Annotated in this window: 13 protein-coding genes; 6 read left to right on the top strand and 7 right to left on the bottom strand. The window is 66.4% G+C overall.

The annotated features are described in order from the left end of the window. Positions 1–253: 253 nt before the first annotated feature. The 5 genes from ACFWGJ_RS05940 to ACFWGJ_RS05920 form a co-directional block, all read right to left on the bottom strand. Positions 254–601 carry a UBP-type zinc finger domain-containing protein gene (locus ACFWGJ_RS05940; protein ID WP_387321345.1) on the bottom strand — a complete coding sequence of 116 codons (348 nt, stop codon included), beginning with the start codon at positions 599–601 and terminating at the stop codon, positions 254–256. 138 nt (positions 602–739) lie between these two features. Then, positions 740–1600 carry an enoyl-CoA hydratase/isomerase family protein gene (locus tag ACFWGJ_RS05935; protein ID WP_387321344.1) on the bottom strand — a complete coding sequence of 287 codons (861 nt, stop codon included), beginning with the start codon at positions 1598–1600 and terminating at the stop codon, positions 740–742. A gap of 40 nt (positions 1601–1640) precedes the next feature. Then, positions 1641–2063, bottom strand: coding sequence for an OsmC family peroxiredoxin (locus tag ACFWGJ_RS05930; RefSeq protein ID WP_387321343.1), 423 nt, complete (start codon positions 2061–2063; stop codon positions 1641–1643). A 654-nt stretch (positions 2064–2717) separates the two neighbouring features. Then, positions 2718–4196: an MFS transporter gene (locus tag ACFWGJ_RS05925; protein WP_387321342.1), complete on the bottom strand. Its 1479-nt coding sequence runs from the start codon at positions 4194–4196 to the stop codon at positions 2718–2720. A gap of 410 nt (positions 4197–4606) precedes the next feature. Continuing rightward, entirely contained in the window at positions 4607–5116 is a 510-nt protein-coding gene (locus ACFWGJ_RS05920) for a hypothetical protein (protein ID WP_387321341.1), read from the bottom strand. Positions 5117–5577: 461 nt separating this feature from the next. On the opposite strand from ACFWGJ_RS05920, the gene ACFWGJ_RS05915 reads away from it, so the two are divergent. Further along, positions 5578–7668: a SpoIIE family protein phosphatase gene (locus ACFWGJ_RS05915; protein WP_387321340.1), complete on the top strand. Its 2091-nt coding sequence runs from the start codon at positions 5578–5580 to the stop codon at positions 7666–7668. An 81-nt stretch (positions 7669–7749) separates the two neighbouring features. Here ACFWGJ_RS05915 and ACFWGJ_RS05910 read toward each other — a convergent pair whose 3' ends face one another. Next, positions 7750–8244, bottom strand: a complete 495-nt coding sequence (locus tag ACFWGJ_RS05910; protein WP_387321339.1) for a winged helix-turn-helix transcriptional regulator — start codon at positions 8242–8244, stop codon at positions 7750–7752. 1361 nt (positions 8245–9605) lie between these two features. Between ACFWGJ_RS05910 and ACFWGJ_RS05905 the strand changes: the two genes are divergently transcribed. The 5 genes from ACFWGJ_RS05905 to ACFWGJ_RS05885 all read left to right on the top strand — a co-directional run bounded on the left by ACFWGJ_RS05905 (position 9606) and on the right by ACFWGJ_RS05885 (position 15056). Further along, positions 9606–11270, top strand: coding sequence for an FAD-dependent oxidoreductase (locus tag ACFWGJ_RS05905; protein WP_387321338.1), 1665 nt, complete (start codon positions 9606–9608; stop codon positions 11268–11270). 97 nt (positions 11271–11367) lie between these two features. Further along, a complete protein-coding gene (locus tag ACFWGJ_RS05900; RefSeq protein WP_387321337.1) occupies positions 11368–12168 on the top strand; it encodes an alpha/beta hydrolase in 801 nt (266 codons plus the stop codon). 52 nt (positions 12169–12220) lie between these two features. Next, positions 12221–13060 (top strand): enoyl-CoA hydratase/isomerase family protein, encoded by an 840-nt coding sequence (locus ACFWGJ_RS05895; protein ID WP_387321336.1) that lies wholly within the window; start codon positions 12221–12223, stop codon positions 13058–13060. After that, the gene (locus ACFWGJ_RS05890; RefSeq protein WP_387321335.1) at positions 13060–14334 is read left to right on the top strand and encodes an MFS transporter; all 1275 of its coding nucleotides are present in this window, start codon (positions 13060–13062) and stop codon (positions 14332–14334) included. The genes ACFWGJ_RS05895 and ACFWGJ_RS05890 overlap by 1 nt, the downstream gene beginning before the upstream one ends. A 14-nt stretch (positions 14335–14348) precedes the next feature. Further along, complete coding sequence (locus tag ACFWGJ_RS05885) at positions 14349–15056, top strand: alpha/beta fold hydrolase (protein WP_387321334.1); 708 nt, start codon at positions 14349–14351, stop codon at positions 15054–15056. A gap of 20 nt (positions 15057–15076) precedes the next feature. On the opposite strand, the gene ACFWGJ_RS05880 is transcribed toward ACFWGJ_RS05885, so the two are convergent. Further along, complete coding sequence (locus ACFWGJ_RS05880) at positions 15077–15673, bottom strand: TetR/AcrR family transcriptional regulator (protein ID WP_387321333.1); 597 nt, start codon at positions 15671–15673, stop codon at positions 15077–15079. Between the last annotated feature and the right edge of the window lie 213 nt (positions 15674–15886).

Genomic DNA, 15886 nt, shown 5'->3' with positions numbered 1-15886 from the left:
GTAGCAGAAGCCTCAAGCAGGACCGCAGTCAGGAGGACTCGGCCGGCAGAACCGATGTCTTTGAGGACACCGCTGGTCGCTGATCGCACGGACGATGTCCCAGCAGCCTTCCAGAGTTGCACTCCGCGTCAATACAGCCTGCCGTAGAAGTGGTTCAGCCTACACGTAGCATCCCCTGCCTGCGGCTACGGTGCTTTCGGCGTCGACGCGTACCTCTTTGGAGCCTTCTTATCGGCGACTACGAATGCCATCGTCACGGGTGCAGACGGGACTGCCAGTCGGTGGGAACCCGTCCTGCAGGACCCGGCACCGGCTGCCCAACGGGATGTGCGTGGGGCGGGGAGAGGGCGGGTCCCTGGAGACCGGACTGGGTGCGGTAGTTCCAGAACCAGGACTCTCCGGGCTCAAAGCTCTGTATGACCTCGTGGCCCGTTTGGCGCCAGTGTTCCTGCGCGTGCTGTGAGGGAGAGTCGTCGCAGCAACCGATGTGACCGCACTCGGCACATCGACGCAGATGAAACCACCAGCCGCCGGTCGCCTCGCACTCCACACAGCCAGTTCCGGAAGGCAGTGCCTCGGGGTTTATGTGCTGTTGCTTCATGTTGGTGTCTCCTTGGGCACGGGGCAACGGGAAATGACGCGGGACCGTCCGGCGCTCTGTTGCCGCGAAAGCAGTGCGCTCGGTGGACGCTCTGCCGATCGCCCGGACGGCCCGCGTGGGTGGGGATCGCCCCGGGTGTCAGTCCGTGGTCGACGTCTCGGGGAAGGTCCGGCCCATCTCGGCGCCCAGGTTGCGCTCGATGTGGGTGTTCTTCTGCAGCCCGCGGTTGAACAGCTGGGCGTTGATGGACTGGAACTCCGGACGGGAGGCAGCGTCCCAGAAGGCATCGGACTGGCGAGGGAACACCTCGTCCGCGGGGAGCGTGAACTCGTTGACGAACTCCTTGATGCCGACGAGGACTCGGCGGTCCCACTTGGACACACGGGTCGCGTATGCGTCCACGAAACTCTCGAACTGCGCGTCGGGGATCGCGCGGTTCACGTAGCCGTACTGAGCGGCCAGCGTGCCATCGAAGTCTTCGCCCCCGAGCATGATCTCGAAGGTACGTGCGCGGCCGACGAGGCCCGACAGCCTGGCGGTGGCCCCGCCGCCGGCCACCGCAGTGAAGCCCACTTCCATCTGCCCGAGGATTGCCTTCTCAGCGCTGGCGAAACGAATGTCCGTGGCCAGGACGAACTCGCTGCCGGCGCCGCGGGCGATGCCGCGGATGGCGCTGATGGTGACAGCCTTGAGCCTGCTGAGGCGCACGAGGATGTCGACCCATGCGGCGTACCCGGTGGTGCCGGGAAGGGCCTCCGCGATCTGGGGGTCCGCTTCGAGGTCGTAGTGCGCGAGGTAGAAGTCCGTATTGGCGCTGTCGAAGACGACCACCTTGGCCTCGTCGTTGGACTCCAGCTCCGTGAGCAGGTCCTTGAGGTCCTTCATGAGCCCCGGACCGATGACGTTGACAGGCGGGTTGTCGAAGGTGACGCGCCACAGGGCGGGCGATGTCTGGGCGACGATCAGCTGAGTCGGTTTGAAGTCAGTGACGAATGACATGTGCAGTCCTTCTTGTTGTGTCTGTTCTGTGAGCCGCGGCTCACTTGGAGAACGTTGCCGTCAGGGTGATGGGGGCTGCGATGGCCTTGGAGAACGAGCACCACGCACGGGCCCCTTCGGCCATCTCCCGGAACTTCTCCTCGGTGGCCCCGGGAATCGTGGCTTCCGTGATCACGTGGATGCCGGTGATGGCCGGTCCATGGTCGTCTGTGCCCATGGTGACCTCGACAGATGTGTGAACAGACTCGACGGTGAGGCCGTTCTGATTCGAGATGTTGGCCAGAGCGTGGTTGAAACAACCAGCGTGGCCGGCAGCAAGGAGTTCCTCAGGGATCGCTCCCGGCGCGCCCTCGAAGCGGCTCGCGAACGTGTAGGGCGACTGCAGGGTGTCGGTGGTCGTCGAGATGCTTCCCTCGCCATCCCTGAAAGCCCCGCGCCAGTCCGAATTGCCGACGACGATCATGTTGACCCTTTCTCCGCATTGCCCAGGATCCGCTTAGGCAACCTGAGTCTGTTGAAACAACTTAGACCACTGGGATTGTAATGGCAACCCAGCATGCTGCTGCTTGGTGTCACGGGCACGGTTGCTGCACCCGTCGCGAACCTCGGGTCGGCAGTGCCTCCGGCGGCGTGGTGGGCGGTGCGACATTGAGATTTGAAGTGTGCATTCGGGTTAGAGCCGCCTCGGTGCGGGGGTGGCGCCATCCTGGGCCTCCGGGCGGCGAGTCATGGGATGGGCCCCTCGCGGCCCCGGACGTGGGGGTCCGAGGGTTGCATCCACCTGCCTGCTGGGTGGCGATTGGCAAGTCAGCCTGGGGGAGGTTCCCTGCACTCCGAAAGCGACGCGAAGGCGCCGTCAGTGACGCGAAGGTGCCGTCGCAGGGCGTCTGCCCGGACGTGAACTGCTCTCCTTGAGGGGGAAAGGCCTGTGCGGCGGCGACGGACGGGGCGTCAGGGCTTGTCGGTCTGCGCTCTTGGCTGTGCAGCATGACCACTTCGTTCGTCCTCGCCCTCGTGCAACGCCCTCCCTGCACCGGACCTGCGCTCGGTGCAAGGAGGGCGGGCACTGCTGTGGCGCGGACCATCGGTCAACATGAGGTGCATCTCGCGACAGCGCTCATGTCGCCGTGCCTGCCGGCCTGATGCCGGCGGGGCCCGGGTCGAGCGGAGGTGCTGTGATCGCGCAGTGCACGCGCGAGTCGGGCGCGGGAGCCGCGGGCGCACCGGCTTCGCCCTGCCGCAACTGGGTGTAGGAGATCATGGCTGCTGCGACGAGCAGGCCGGCGCACCACAGCATCGCCTGGTCGAAGGTGGCGGCGAAGGTCTCCGCGGATTGGTAGCTGTCTGCCTGCATGCCGGTGAGCAGGGGAAGTGCTGCCACGGCGATGAGTCCAGCTGCGCGGGCAGTCGCATTGTTGACGCCGCTGGCGATACCGGCCCGCGATGTATCAACCGAAGCCAGCACCGTGGCCGTCAGGGGAGCGACGAGCATCACCATGCCCGTACCCAGAACCAGAAGGGCGGGCAGGACGTGTGACACATAGTCCGTGTTGGCCCCGGCGCGCATCATCAGCAGCATCCCGCAGGCAGACAGAAGCGATCCTGCCGTCAGAGGGAGCCGGGGGCCGATTCTCTCGCCCAGGGAACCAGCTCGGCCTGACAGCAGCAGCATCAGGAGCGTGGTCGGCAGCATCGCGGCCCCCGCCGCCAGCGCTGAGTAGCGTGCCGCAATCTGAAGTTGCAGAGTGGCGAGGAAGAAGAACCCGCCGAACGCCGCGTATACGAGGAGCGTCACGCCGTTGATCACGGTGAACTGGCGCGACCGGAACAGTGCCAGGGGAAGCATCGGGGCCTCGTGGCGGCGCTCTGCGCGGATGAACCAGGTGGCCGCAAGGACTCCGAGGATCCCGGTGAGCCAGTCGGTTTCGATGAGGGCGTAGGTGAGCAGGCCGAGAGCGAGGGCCCCGAGGAAGGCGCCGGCGATGTCGAACCGGTGCCGGTCCAGGGCCGCTTTGCTCTCAGGGACATGCCGAAGGGCGACAGGGATGCCGATCGCGGCGATGGGCAGGTTCACCAGGAAGACCCAGCGCCAGCCGGGACCGTCCACCAGCCATCCTCCGAGGAACGGGCCCACTGCGGCGCCTACCCCACCCAGGCCGGACCACAAGCCCACGGCGCGCGCCCGGTCCTCGGGGTGAAAGCTGGACTGGATGATCGCCAGCGATCCTGGTGTCAGAAGTGCACCGCCAACGCCCTGCAGCGCCCGCGCAGTGATCAGAGTTTCCGAGCCCGGTGCCAGCCCGCACAGAAGAGACGCCAGGGCGAACCACGTCATCCCCACCACGAAGATGCGTCTGCGGCCGAAGCGGTCGCCCAGGGATCCGCCGAGGAGTATGAGGGCTGCCAATGTCAGCATGTAGGCGTTGGCCGTCCATTGCAGCTGTGCGAGGCCGGCTCCGAAGTCCTCACCGATGTGGGGCAGCGCAACATTGACCGCCGTGGAATCCAGCAACGCCATCGTCAGGCCGAGCGACGTGGTGAACAGCACCCATCGGCCGGCGGCTTGGTTGACTCGTAGTCCGGCAGAGGTGGGCATGTGCGTCAGCTCCTTGCACGGCAATCCGCCACTCGCGCTCTGACGCGAGCGGTCCTGGTCCAGGTGCGGCGCCTTGCGCAGAGCAAGGACCCCATCGTGAGGACGCGGTGCATGTCTAGAAAGGGGGATGGGCGGCGCTTCACGACCGGTGGTGTGTGCCGCACCAGAAACGGCTCATTCTCACGGACCATCTGAGGTGTAACTAACAAGTTAGCTTGAGTGAGGTGGGTCGGGCAAGCTTCGTGTGCGCCGGACGGCCGGTCGCGCCTCCATCCGCGGCCCGTGCTGGAGTGCCGGACGGGGCGGCGATGGGTCGTCGCACGCACGGCTCGTGATGCGTACGGCGCGGTGACCGCGAGGCGAGAGGCGTAGGCGGCGAGTGCAGTCGATCACCCTGCCGTCGCAGTCGGCTATTCGGCAGAGAGCGGCCCTTGCAGCTCCTGGCGCAGCCGGACCGTCGTGGACGCAGTGAGTCCGAAGCTTGCATGTCGCAACTCCGCTCCCCAGCGGCTGATGCGGTCCAGGTCGCTGAGCTGGCGGTTGAGCTGCGATGCCCTGAAGCTTTCCATGCTCACCCGGAGGGGCCTGTCGTGGATCTTCAGGGCCCGTGCCCGCTCCTCAAGGGCCGCCCCGCTCGCGAACACCGCGAAGTCCACGCAGCCGTGCAGATGTGCCCTTGCCGCGTTCAGTGCTGCTGAAGCGGCAGGCTCGGACGCGTCGTCCGGACCGTCGGTGCCGGCGCTGTGGCAGTAGTCGCTCAGATAGAAGGCCCCGAGCCCGCGCTTGACGGCATCGAAGGCGCGAGTGTCACCGAGACTCGCCGTCCACACCGAGTCAAGCAAGGGGCGCAGTCCCAGGGTGAAGGAATTCCCTGCCTGCGGAGCGAGGGACTCGTGACCGCGCATCAGCCGCTCACTCACACCGGCGCAGAACACTGAGCGTTCCCCGTCCGAGGCTTCAGCGAGCCGTCGGGTCAGGCATGCCTCAAGGTCTCGCCACGAACTCATTGCGGTATCAAGCCCTTCGTGCGGTGTGGGGAGCCTGGGCGTGCTGCCGCGCGCTCTGCGGGATCCTGTCGGGGACTGCCGTGTGTCCTCGTGAAGGGTGGGCGTGCTGCTCGCTCCTCAGCCTAAGCCGCCTGGATTCACATTGCCAACTCAGATGGGCTTCGGGCATTCCTATTCGGAGCCGACCATTGACGGGGGCTCGGGCGGCCGTCCCGCGGCAGGAGGCAGGGCGGCAGTACGCTGGAGACCAGAGCGCGGAGCGGAACGACAGAGGTCGGGCGGCGGTGCCAGTGGAGCTCTCAGACCCCCCTCGGCATGACCCGGCCTCAGGGCCTGGCACACGTGACGAACTTCTGCTGGCCGCCAGCAGACGCTTGGCATACGAACTGGACGCCGCGGCAGTGACGGTATTCCTGCCCGTGCCCGGTACCGCCGAACTTCGCGCGGCTGCGGTGGCCGTCACTCCGCTCGGCGTCGGTTCCATCGAGAAGGTCTTTGTTGACGACGAGGTCTATCCATCAGCCCGGGCATGGCACAGCGGCAAGGCGGCAACGTCGCATTCGGCAGCGATCATGGCGGGTCACCCTCTGCTGTCTGTGTTCGCTCCCTTTCCCTATCAGGCTTCCGCGGCCCCCTTGCTGTCATCGGGCCGTCCCCTCGGAACGATCACAGCCTTTTGGCTGCGGGCGCACAGCGAGACGCATCCGGAGGAGCTGGAACGGCTGACCGAAGCTGCCGCGGATCTTGCAGCACATCTGGACAGACTGGCTCGCGAAGGGACTGCACTGGCGCCTCCGGCGGTGCCCTTGGTAGGAGCTGTCGAAGACATGGAGGCAGGCGCCGAACACATCACTGCCTCCACCGCTCCTCTGATCTACCACCTCCACAAACTGGCGATCCAACTTGCAGACGCGCCTCTGACCCGGGACGTCATCGACTGGACGATCGAACGGGCCGTAGAAGGCTTCGGCGCACAGGCCGTTGCGCTCGCCTTCATCGACGGCGAGCGCCTCCACCTGGTCGGAGCCGCGGGCTGCGCCGGGGAATACCTGCGCACGTTGGACGGAGCCTCGCTGGGCGGCACATCCCCAGAGGCTGAAGCGATCACACGCTCGCGGCAAAGACTCTACGATCCGACAGACCCGCGTACTCGTGGACGCTTGGCGAAGACACAACCGGACGGTGGATGCATCTGGGCCGTCCTGCCCCTGTCCGACGGACGGCAGTCCACGGGCACATTGTCGGTGGCCTTCGCCAGCGGGCGCTCCGACATCATCGCCGAGGAAGCAACCCTGACGGCTCTGGCGACGATCGTCGCACAGGGGCTCGAACGCGCTCGCGTCAACGAAGCCCAGCACGCCCTGGCGGAAGGGCTGCAGCAAGCACTTCTCCCACGGATGCTGGCCCAGCCGGCCGGGGTGGTCGCCACCAGCAGATACGCGTCGGCGACCAGCGGAATCGAGCTGGGCGGGGACTGGTACGACCTGATCGCCCTCCACAACGGCAAGATCGCCCTCGTCATCGGTGATGTGGAGGGTCACAACACCTCGGCCGCAGTTGTCATGGGGCAACTGCGCAGCGCCGTGAGGGCCTACGCCGCCGAGGAGCACGAGCCCGGCAAGGTCTTGGAACGGGCCAACCAGGTGCTGGTCGACCTGGACACCGATCTCTACGCGACCTGTTGCTGCGCGCTCTTGGACCCTGATACCGGAGTTCTGCAGGTGGCCACCGCCGGCCATCCGGTGCCCGCGGTGTGCACCGTGACAGGCACGCTCGTGTCGTCCGACCTTGACATCGGGCTTCCGCTCGGAGTCGAGGCCGAGGCGCTCTTCGAGACGACGGAGCTGCGGCTCCAGCCGGGGACTCTGCTCGCCTTCTACACCGACGGCCTGGTCGACTTCGGCAGTGTCCTCGACCCCCAGGTCCTGCAGGATGCCTTCCGTGGCGGCGGCCACCTCGAAGCCCTGGGCGACGGCCTGATCGGCGATTTTGAAGCCCTGCACGCCAGTCATACCGATGATGCGGCTCTCATGCTGGTCTACTACGAGGGGCCCTCGGCTGAAGCACGGGAGAACGTGCGGCAGTTGAAGATCCAAAAGCGTGATCTGCACGGCGCCCAGCGCACGCGCCACCTGATCCGCGGATGGCTGGAGGAGTGGGGTCTGCCTGACATGGCGGACGAGGAAGAGCTGTTGGTGTCAGAGGTCGTCACCAACGGTCTTGTTCACGGCGACAGCGACGTGTACGTCTACGTGCGCAGGTATCCCGAGCACGTGCGGGTGGAAGTGCGCGACAGCGATCCCCAGCTGGCTCGGACCGTCACCGTCCCGCGAGAAGAAGACCAGGCCGAGGGCGGCCGGGGGCTGGTCATCGTCTCCGCTCTCGCATCAGCATGGGGAAATTCGCCCAGCGGCCGCGGCAAGACGGTGTGGTTCGAACTGCCCGTCCCGGGTGCCTCGCTCTGACCCCGTCCTGACTGCGATCCCGAGGCGCCTCAGCGGCCTGCTGCAGCAACGTCACGGCCGTATCGACGGCTCGGTCGCCCTTCAGTTCGCTGCTCCGCCGGACTCCTCAGTCGGCTCTTCCGAGGGGTAGGCAGGTGTGCGGACGGTGGCGACATCCACCCACGGCACTTCGTAGCCATGATCGTCCACGAACGCGACGTGGACAGGCCGCTGGGTGCGCTGCGCCCTGCGCTCGATGGTGGGCCCGTCCGACCAGGGAAGGTGGCGGTCGCCCCACTGCTGCAGTGCACCGAGCACTACTTCCAGCTCCCGGCCGGCGTCGGTCAGGTGGTACGCGTAGCGGGTGCGGCTGCCGGGCTCCTGATAGGGCTCGCGGTACATGACCCCGTACTCCACAAGCGTCGTGAGCCGACGGCTCAGAACGTCCGCAGCCACACCCAGGGCCGACCGGAAGTCTGCAAAGCGCGTCGTGCCGGTGAGGGCCTCCCGAAGGATGAGCAATGTCCAATTCTCGCCCAGAACTCCCAAGCTCCTGGTGACGGAGCAGCTGGAGTCATGCATCCATGAAAGTGCCATACCGGGAATGGTACCTGAGTCGTGAGTACGGATCCAGAAGTGCCATTCCGGGCCGCGTTAGATGATGAGCGACATGAATAAGGTTTCCGCGGGCTTATCGAGAAGCGGGGGAGCGGGGCATCGGGCGCCTGTCACCCGTTCTTGGTGGCGTGGCTCACGCATACGCCTGAACGGTCCGTGGGGGAGCGTCCTGGCGACGACGAAGATGATTTGACCGGCCGGGCCCCACGGGAACGCCCGGGCGTCCGGGCGTCCGAGCGCCGGACAGGCGCCCGGCGGGGACCCGCTGGTCACCGTCCGATGGCGCTGGGTTGGCCTGCTTCTGACGGCTTGGCTTCCGGTGTTCTGATGGGCTCACTCCGGCGTTTGTCGCCGGGAACTCGGATCCTTTTCTTAAATATACGGCCTGCCGGGCTGGAATTGTATGGCCCGGATTCATGCTCTCGGCGGATCTCCGCGTGGAGAAACTGCTGGCGAACCGGCAACTGAATGTGTGCCGAGAATGCTGTCGGTCGGCAGGGGAGCCGGGAAATCGCTCTACCGGGTTAATTGCCGGAGGGGGCTTTACTTTGTCGGCGGAGGCTGTCGTAAAGAAGGGAATCCGGTCAGAGTGTCCGGTTGCCCGCACGACAGAAGTTCCCGATTGCTTGACGGTGTTCCGGTGTCAGGCCGACGTGGTTCTGCCGGTGTGGCGGTGCGGTGTGGCGGTGCCGCGAAGGAGTGTGCTGGATTGCCGTTTCAGACTCAGCCTGTTAGGTTGTGCGCTAGGAGTCAGCAGGTCATGAGAGTCGGCCGTCAGCACCGACCGAGATCGCGGGTTGGGATGACGCCGACGCGGGCTCCTTCTCAGTAGGCGCGACGGAGCGCACGGTGAGTGCCGGCGTTTCGTGATGCTGGGGATCCGGAGTGCCTCCGCGTGGGAAAGGGCGAAGCGCCCGGTGCTGGACCGCCCCGGGCCTCTGGTGCGGCCCAGGGATTTCCGGCCTTATGCATGCTGCTCGGAGTACGAGGGGCCGGGAACCACAGCCGGGCCGCTCGTTTGGAAGCGATTCCACGCGAGGGGAAAACTGACGTTTCCGCGAAAGCCTGGATTCTTGGCACTCAGGTTATGAGGTGGAGCCCGGCCGCTGTTCGCCGCGTATTCCAGGTCGGTGTCGGTAGTTCGCACAGGGGTGCAGTCCAGCGGCATCCCACAGCCGGCCACGACGGGAAGGGGTGCGCGCCGCGACGATCCTGACCGCCTTCCCCATGTGACGAGTGGCCGTACGGACAAGGACGCTCCCCGCCGCCAGAGAAGCAGCAAGCCCGTCCGACCCGACCGGAAGCCGCCGTGTGCGCGGCGTGAACAGAGGACGCGAACAATGTCGACTCCGCAGCCGAGCGACGCAGCACCAATCTTCAGCGAGACTGACTGGTCCGCGCTGAAAACCTACGGAATCCAGCAGGTGACCGAGGCCGGTGACACCCTCTTCGAAGCCGGTGAAGCTGTCGGGGACATGATCCTCGTGGAGTCCGGCGGGATCGAGATCTTGCGACCGCCGGGTTCCAGTGAGGAGGAGGTGGTCGTTGCCAGCTACGGAGCGGGCCAGTTCAGCGGTGAGCTCAATCTTCTGACAGGTCAGACGACGTACCTCAATGCTCGCGTCTCTGCGCCGGGCGTGGTCTACCGCGTTGGACCGGCATCCTTTCGACGGCTCATGGACGAAAATCCGGACCTCTCCGACGTGGTGCTGAAGGCGCTCCTGGCGAGGCGGGAGAACCTGCGCTCCAACGCCGCCGCTCGCAGCATCGTCATCGTCGGCCACGACCCGTCGGCGACGGCGATGGCCCTGCGCACCTACGCAGCACGTCAGCGGCAGCCGCATACCTGGGTCGTCGCCGGCACTCCGGCCGGGGAAAGCCTGATGCACGCAGTCGGCACGTCGACTGACGAGCTGCCCGTGGTGATCACTGCAACGACGGTACTGCGCCACGCGACCCCGTCCCTCTTGGCCGAACACCTCGGCCTGTCCTACCAGCACGTTGAGGGCAGGACCCTGGACCTCGTTGTCATCGGCGCCGGGCCGGCCGGGCTGGCCGCGGCTGTGTACGGTGCCTCGGAAGGACTGCAGACGGTGGTCCTGGACTCGGTGGCCGCCGGCGGTCAGGCCGCAGCGAGTTCGAGGATCGAGAACTACCTCGGATTCACCTCCGGTATCAGCGGCGCGGACCTCACCGGCCGTGCGGCGGTACAGGCCCAGAAATTCGGGGCCCGGATCGCCAGCCCCTGCGAAGTCGCCGAGCTGAAGGCCGACGGAGACATCCTCCAGGTGATGCTGAAAGACGGCAGAGAGATCGACAGCCGCGCGGTGGTCATCGCCACAGGCGCCAGTTACCGCTCACTGCCGCTGGCACGGTGGAACGATTTCGAAGGCGCGGGCATCTTCTACGCCGCCACGGAGCTGGAAGCACGCGCCTGCGGGGACAACCCCGTGGCGGTGGTGGGCGGGGCCAATTCAGCAGGGCAGGCTGCCCTGTACCTGGCGGGCCGCGGAAGCACCGTGAACCTGGTGGTCCGAGGCGGGGACCTGACCGCGGGCATGTCGTCCTACCTGGCCGACCGCATCACCGCTCATCCGGCGATCACCGTGCGCACCTCTACGGAAGTGACGCAGCTGCACGGGGGCGACCGACTGAAGGCAATCACCGTACGCAGCAACGCGGTCGAGGGCGACACCGGCACGGAAATCGAGTGTCTGGGCTTGTTCTGCTTCATCGGAGCCAGCCCCGCGACGGACTGGCTCAAGGGAGCGGCCGTGGACGAAGACGGATTCCTGCTCACGGACGTCTCCCTTGGCGACGACATGCTCGGTAGGCAGTGGGGCGAACTGGGCCGCCGTCCGCTGCCCTTCGAAACCAGCCTGCCGCGCGTGTTCGCAACCGGCGACGTACGGTCCGGCTCCATGAAGCGTGTGGCAGCGGCCGTGGGCGAAGGCGCCAGTGCCATTCGCTCCGTTCACGTGTCGCTGAACACGGTTGGCGTCTAGGCCCACCGAACCCTCAGCCTTTCGTTCCCGCGCGCCGGCGCCAGCGCTGCCACCGGTGACCGCCACGGCCCCTCGATATTCGCAAGAAGGACAAAAAATGACTGTGCCTCCTGTTCCTGTCGTCTTCATCCACGGACTGTGGCTGCATGCCTCCAGCTGGACACCATGGCTCGACCTGTTCCGCGCCGAGGGCTACGAGCCTCTGGCACCCGGCTGGCCCAACGAGCCCGACAGCGTGGCCGAAGCCAGGCGCAACCCTGAACTCGTGGCCGGAACCAGCATCACAGCAGCCACTGATCACTTCCGGGAAGTGATCGGTAACCTCCAGCAGGACCCCATCATCATCGGTCACTCCTTCGGCGGCCTGATCGCACAGAAACTCCTGGGGGAGTCCCTGGGCAGAGCAGCGGTGGCAATCGACCCCGCGCAGATGAAGGGCGTACTGCCGCTGCCCCTGGCCCAGATCCGCTCAGCACTGCCGGCCATGGGCAACCCCGCGAACCTGAACAAGGCGGTGTCCCTGAGCCGGGAGGCGTTCCGCTACGGCTTCGGAAACGCCCTGCCGCAGCAGGAATCCGACGACCTCTACGACAAGTGGGCCGTCCCCGGTCCGGCCAAGCCTGTCTTCCAGGCGGCAACGGCCAACTTCAATCCCCGGTCCCAGGCGAAGGTCGACACCGCCAACGCCTCTCGCGGTCCCCTGCTTCTGATCTCCGGTACCGAGGACCACACTGTGCCGGACGTGACCACGCGGGCGACGTACAAGCAGTACCGGCGCTCCAGTGCGGTCACCGACTTCAAGCAGTTCGACAACCGCGGCCACGCCCTGACGGTGGACAGCGGCTGGAAGGAGATCGCGGAGTTCGTCCTGCTGTGGCTCAAGGAGCAGCAGCTGTGACAGCCGTCGGACGGCGGACTCGTCCGCCCGGAGCGCAGACAGGGAGTACACCATGACCGCCTCGTATGAAACCATCCGCACACGCCGGGACGGCCACGTCCTGTACGCGACCTTCCACGCACCGCCGATCAACCTCATCGGTCCCGAACTCGTGCGTGATCTGGTGGGGTTGCTCCAGGAGCTCTCCCAGCCGGACGCACCTCGGGTAGTGGTGTTCGACAGCGCGGACGACGACTTCTTCTTTCCGCATGTCGACATGACGAAGGTTGCCGAGTACACGGCGGAGGCCGCCAAGGCCGGTGGGCCAGGCGACGCTTCTCTGGGCATGCTCTTTCGCAAGCTGAGCCAGCTGCCCGCCGTCAGCATCGCCAAGCTCCGGGGACGCGCCCGGGGAGCAGGAAGTGAATTCCTGCTGGCCTGCGACATGCGCTTCGCCTCCAAGGAACACGCCGTCCTCGGGCAGCCGGAAGTCGGCATCGGCGCCCCTCCGGGCGCGGGGGCCATCCAGCACCTGACCCGGCTCCTGGGCCGGGGCCGGGCGATGGAAGCGGTCCTCACATCGGCCGACTTCGACGCTGAAGTCGCCGAACGCTACGGCTGGGTCAACCGGGCCGTCCCCGACGCCGAACTCGACGAGTTCGTGACGAGCGTCGCGGTACGCATCAGCGGATTCCCGCGAGATGCGCTGATCGCGGCCAAGTCGGCCATCAACGCCATCAGCCTTCCCTCCCCTGCCGACGTCCGGGCGGACGCCGCACTGTTCCAGCAGCTCGTCCGCAGTGACGAAGTGCAACAGCGGGCGGCTGAGCTGTTCAAGCAGGGCTTCCAGACACGTGGTGCCACCGAGCTCGATCTCGGCGACGCCCTGGGACGGCTGAAGGCCGCCGACTGATGACGAACCCCGCCGCCGTTCACACCGCTCCCCGCCACGCCGCAGAAACATCCGGCACGGGCAAACGAGGATTCTGGATCGTCACCTCGGTCCTGGCCCTCACGCTCACCGCCGCCAGCGCGCCCACTCCGCTCTACGGGGTCTACGCGGCCGACTGGCACTTCTCGTCGATCACGCTGACCGTCGTGTTCGCGATCTACGCGGTCGCACTGCTCTTCGCACTGCTCGCATTCGGCACACTCTCCGACGCCATCGGCCGTAAACCCGTGATCATCGCCGCCCTGCTGCTCCAGGCAACCGGCATGCTCTGGTTCATCACCGCGGACAGCGTCACCTGGCTCGTGGTCGCCCGCATCGCCCAGGGCCTGGCAACGGGACTGGTCAGCGCGGCCGTCTCGGCTGCCCTTCTCGACCTGCAGCCGCCCGGCCGGACAGGACTCGCTGCGCTGACCAACGCCCTCATGTCGACGGCCGGACTCGGCGCGGGAGCACTGGGGTCCGGGGCACTCGTCGAATACGCGCCCCATCCCCAGCGCCTGGTGTACATCGTCGTACTGACCGCGGCCGTAGTGCTCCTGGTCGCCGTGATCCTCTTCGTCGACGAGACCGTGACGGCGAAGAGGCGGCCGCAGCTGTGGAGCAGCATCGCCGTCCCCAAAGCGCTTGTGCCTGCGTTTCTGGCGGCGGCACCGTGCCTGGTCGCGACACTGGCACTGGGAGGTCTCTACCTGTCCCTGGGACCGTCACTGGCGCACGAACTGAACCACAGCACCAACCACCTTCTGGGCGGAGCCGTGCCGGCGATGCTGTGCGGCACAGGGGCGGTGGCGACAGCGGTCATGAGGTCGTCCTCCGCCCGCAACTGCATCATCGTCGGCTGCACCACGCTCGCCGTGGGCCCGGGCCTTACCGCTGTGGCGCTCGGCATCGGAAACTCTCCGCTCTTCTACGCGAGCACGGTGATCGCGGGGGTGGGATTCGGAGTCGGCTACCTCGGAGCCCTGCGCAGCCTCGTGACCCTCGCTGATCCGGAACACCGCGGAGCCCTGGTCTCCGCGATCTACCTGGTCGCCTATACAGCCTTCTCGGTCCCGGTAGTTGTCGCCGGCGTAGTAACGACGCGCGAGGGCCTCGAACACACGGCCATCGGCTTCTGCGTCGTCCTTGCCGCACTCGCCATCACAGCGCTGGCGGCCACACTGCGAACGTCGAGCCGCGCAGCGCGCGTCGCACCCCCAAGCCCTGCGGGTCTTACCGATTCGCAGTCCTCCTGAAAGGAAACCCCGTCATGTCTGCCACCGTCCTGCTCGTCCATGGTGCCTTCGCCGATGGCTCCAGCTGGAACAAGGTCATCGCCCACCTCCGCGAAGCCGGTATCACTGCGCGAGCGGTCCCCAACCCACTGCGCGGACTGACCGCTGACGGTGAGTACGTAGCGAGCGTCGTCGCTCAGACGAAGGGCGATGTCGTACTCGTCGGGCACAGCTACGGCGGCCCGGTCATCACGTACGCCGGCAGCAAGGCCGACAACGTCAAGGGACTCGTCTTCGTCGCCGCCTTCGGGCTCGACAAGGGGCAGAGCGCCCAGACGGCTACCGAGGGCTACCCGGAACCTGAGCTGATCAGCGCCCTGCGGCCGTGGTCCTATCCGGGCAGCGAGGTGCCCGAGCTGACCATCGACGTGCAGAAGTACCGTTCCGTTTTCGCTGCCGACGTCACCGACGAGGAGGCCGCGGCCGGTGCTACCAACCAGCGACCGGCTTCAGGCCTGGCGTTGGGGGAGCCGCTGTCGGTGGAGCCGGCCTGGAAGCGTCTACCGAGTTGGTGGCTGGTGGCCGGTGCCGATCACGCCATCAACCCGGACTATCAGCGGGCCACTGCCAAGAACATCGGGGCGACGGTCACCGAGGTCGAGGGCGGCTCGCACTCGATCGCCGTCTCGCGGTCCGGCGAGGTGGCAGAGGTGATCATCGCCGCGGTTCGTTCCGTCTCCTGATCCTCGCGGATGCGTGAGGATCACCGGCTGTCGGCTGCTACCAGTCCATACCTGGTGTCCTTCAGGATGCGATCCGAAAGGGCAGGATCCGCATCACGCACAGCGCGGGAGAGAACGATGGCGCCGACCATCCCGGCCAGGAGAAAGTAGTCCGGGGCGGCCTCATCCTCACCCGAGGCCCGACTGCTGGCCGCGCCCAGTGCCCGTGCCATTCCGGTGACGCCCGAGGCGAAGATACTTTGCAGTTCTGTCGGTGCACGGCCCGCGTCATTGGCAAGTGCTGCGACCGTGCACCGGCTCTGCGGGTTGTCACGGTGCGAGGCCGACACGTAGTCGTCAAGAACATCGCCGAGAGATCCGGAAGCGGTCGGGCCGGTGGGCGAGGTCGGTTCTCGCTGGACCTCGGCGATACTGTTCTGCACCCCGCGCGAGCAGGACTCCTCGATGAGCGCTTCCTTCGAGTCGAACTGGCCGTAAAAGCCGCCGTGCGTCAGCCCAGAAGTTCTCATGATGTCGGCGATGGACACACCGTTGAAGCCATTCACGCGGAAGAGAGCGGAGGCAACGTCCAATACGCGCTCACGGTTGACTGCGGCTTGCTGACGTGAGACGCGCATCCCGACCTCCTAGGCGAGGGCTGCCTGCTCCCTGACTGTACAGATGTCATCTTTCTCGCATTCTATGATGGCCGACATGTAACGGGTGCACTCGACTGCTCTGTGGTGCAGATATACGCCTAGTAGTGCTTCGTTAGGTCTGTTCGTTGCGGCTGATCAGGAACATGTTGGATGGGTGGACGCACTTGAAGTAGGCCGTCTGCGGGCGGCGTT

The organism is Streptomyces sp. NPDC060205, assembly GCF_042728395.1.
Taxonomy (GTDB): Bacteria; Actinomycetota; Actinomycetes; order Streptomycetales; family Streptomycetaceae; genus Streptomyces.
Note: the sequence above shows the minus strand (reverse complement) of the source record. Positions and strands in the feature narration are given on the sequence as shown.

Excerpts from the sequence above, each read along its gene's own strand:
- ACFWGJ_RS05940 (WP_387321345.1), bottom strand. The coding sequence starts at position 601 with ATGAAGCAACAGCACATAAACCCCGAGGCACTGCCTTCCGGAACTGGC.
- ACFWGJ_RS05935 (WP_387321344.1), bottom strand. The coding sequence starts at position 1,600 with ATGTCATTCGTCACTGACTTCAAACCGACTCAGCTGATCGTCGCCCAG.
- ACFWGJ_RS05930 (WP_387321343.1), bottom strand. The coding sequence starts at position 2,063 with ATGATCGTCGTCGGCAATTCGGACTGGCGCGGGGCTTTCAGGGATGGC.
- ACFWGJ_RS05925 (WP_387321342.1), bottom strand. The coding sequence starts at position 4,196 with ATGCCCACCTCTGCCGGACTACGAGTCAACCAAGCCGCCGGCCGATGG.
- ACFWGJ_RS05910 (WP_387321339.1), bottom strand. The coding sequence starts at position 8,244 with ATGGCACTTTCATGGATGCATGACTCCAGCTGCTCCGTCACCAGGAGC.
- ACFWGJ_RS05905 (WP_387321338.1), top strand. The coding sequence starts at position 9,606 with ATGTCGACTCCGCAGCCGAGCGACGCAGCACCAATCTTCAGCGAGACT.
- ACFWGJ_RS05900 (WP_387321337.1), top strand. The coding sequence starts at position 11,368 with ATGACTGTGCCTCCTGTTCCTGTCGTCTTCATCCACGGACTGTGGCTG.
- ACFWGJ_RS05895 (WP_387321336.1), top strand. The coding sequence starts at position 12,221 with ATGACCGCCTCGTATGAAACCATCCGCACACGCCGGGACGGCCACGTC.
- ACFWGJ_RS05890 (WP_387321335.1), top strand. The coding sequence starts at position 13,060 with ATGACGAACCCCGCCGCCGTTCACACCGCTCCCCGCCACGCCGCAGAA.
- ACFWGJ_RS05885 (WP_387321334.1), top strand. The coding sequence starts at position 14,349 with ATGTCTGCCACCGTCCTGCTCGTCCATGGTGCCTTCGCCGATGGCTCC.
- ACFWGJ_RS05880 (WP_387321333.1), bottom strand. The coding sequence starts at position 15,673 with ATGCGCGTCTCACGTCAGCAAGCCGCAGTCAACCGTGAGCGCGTATTG.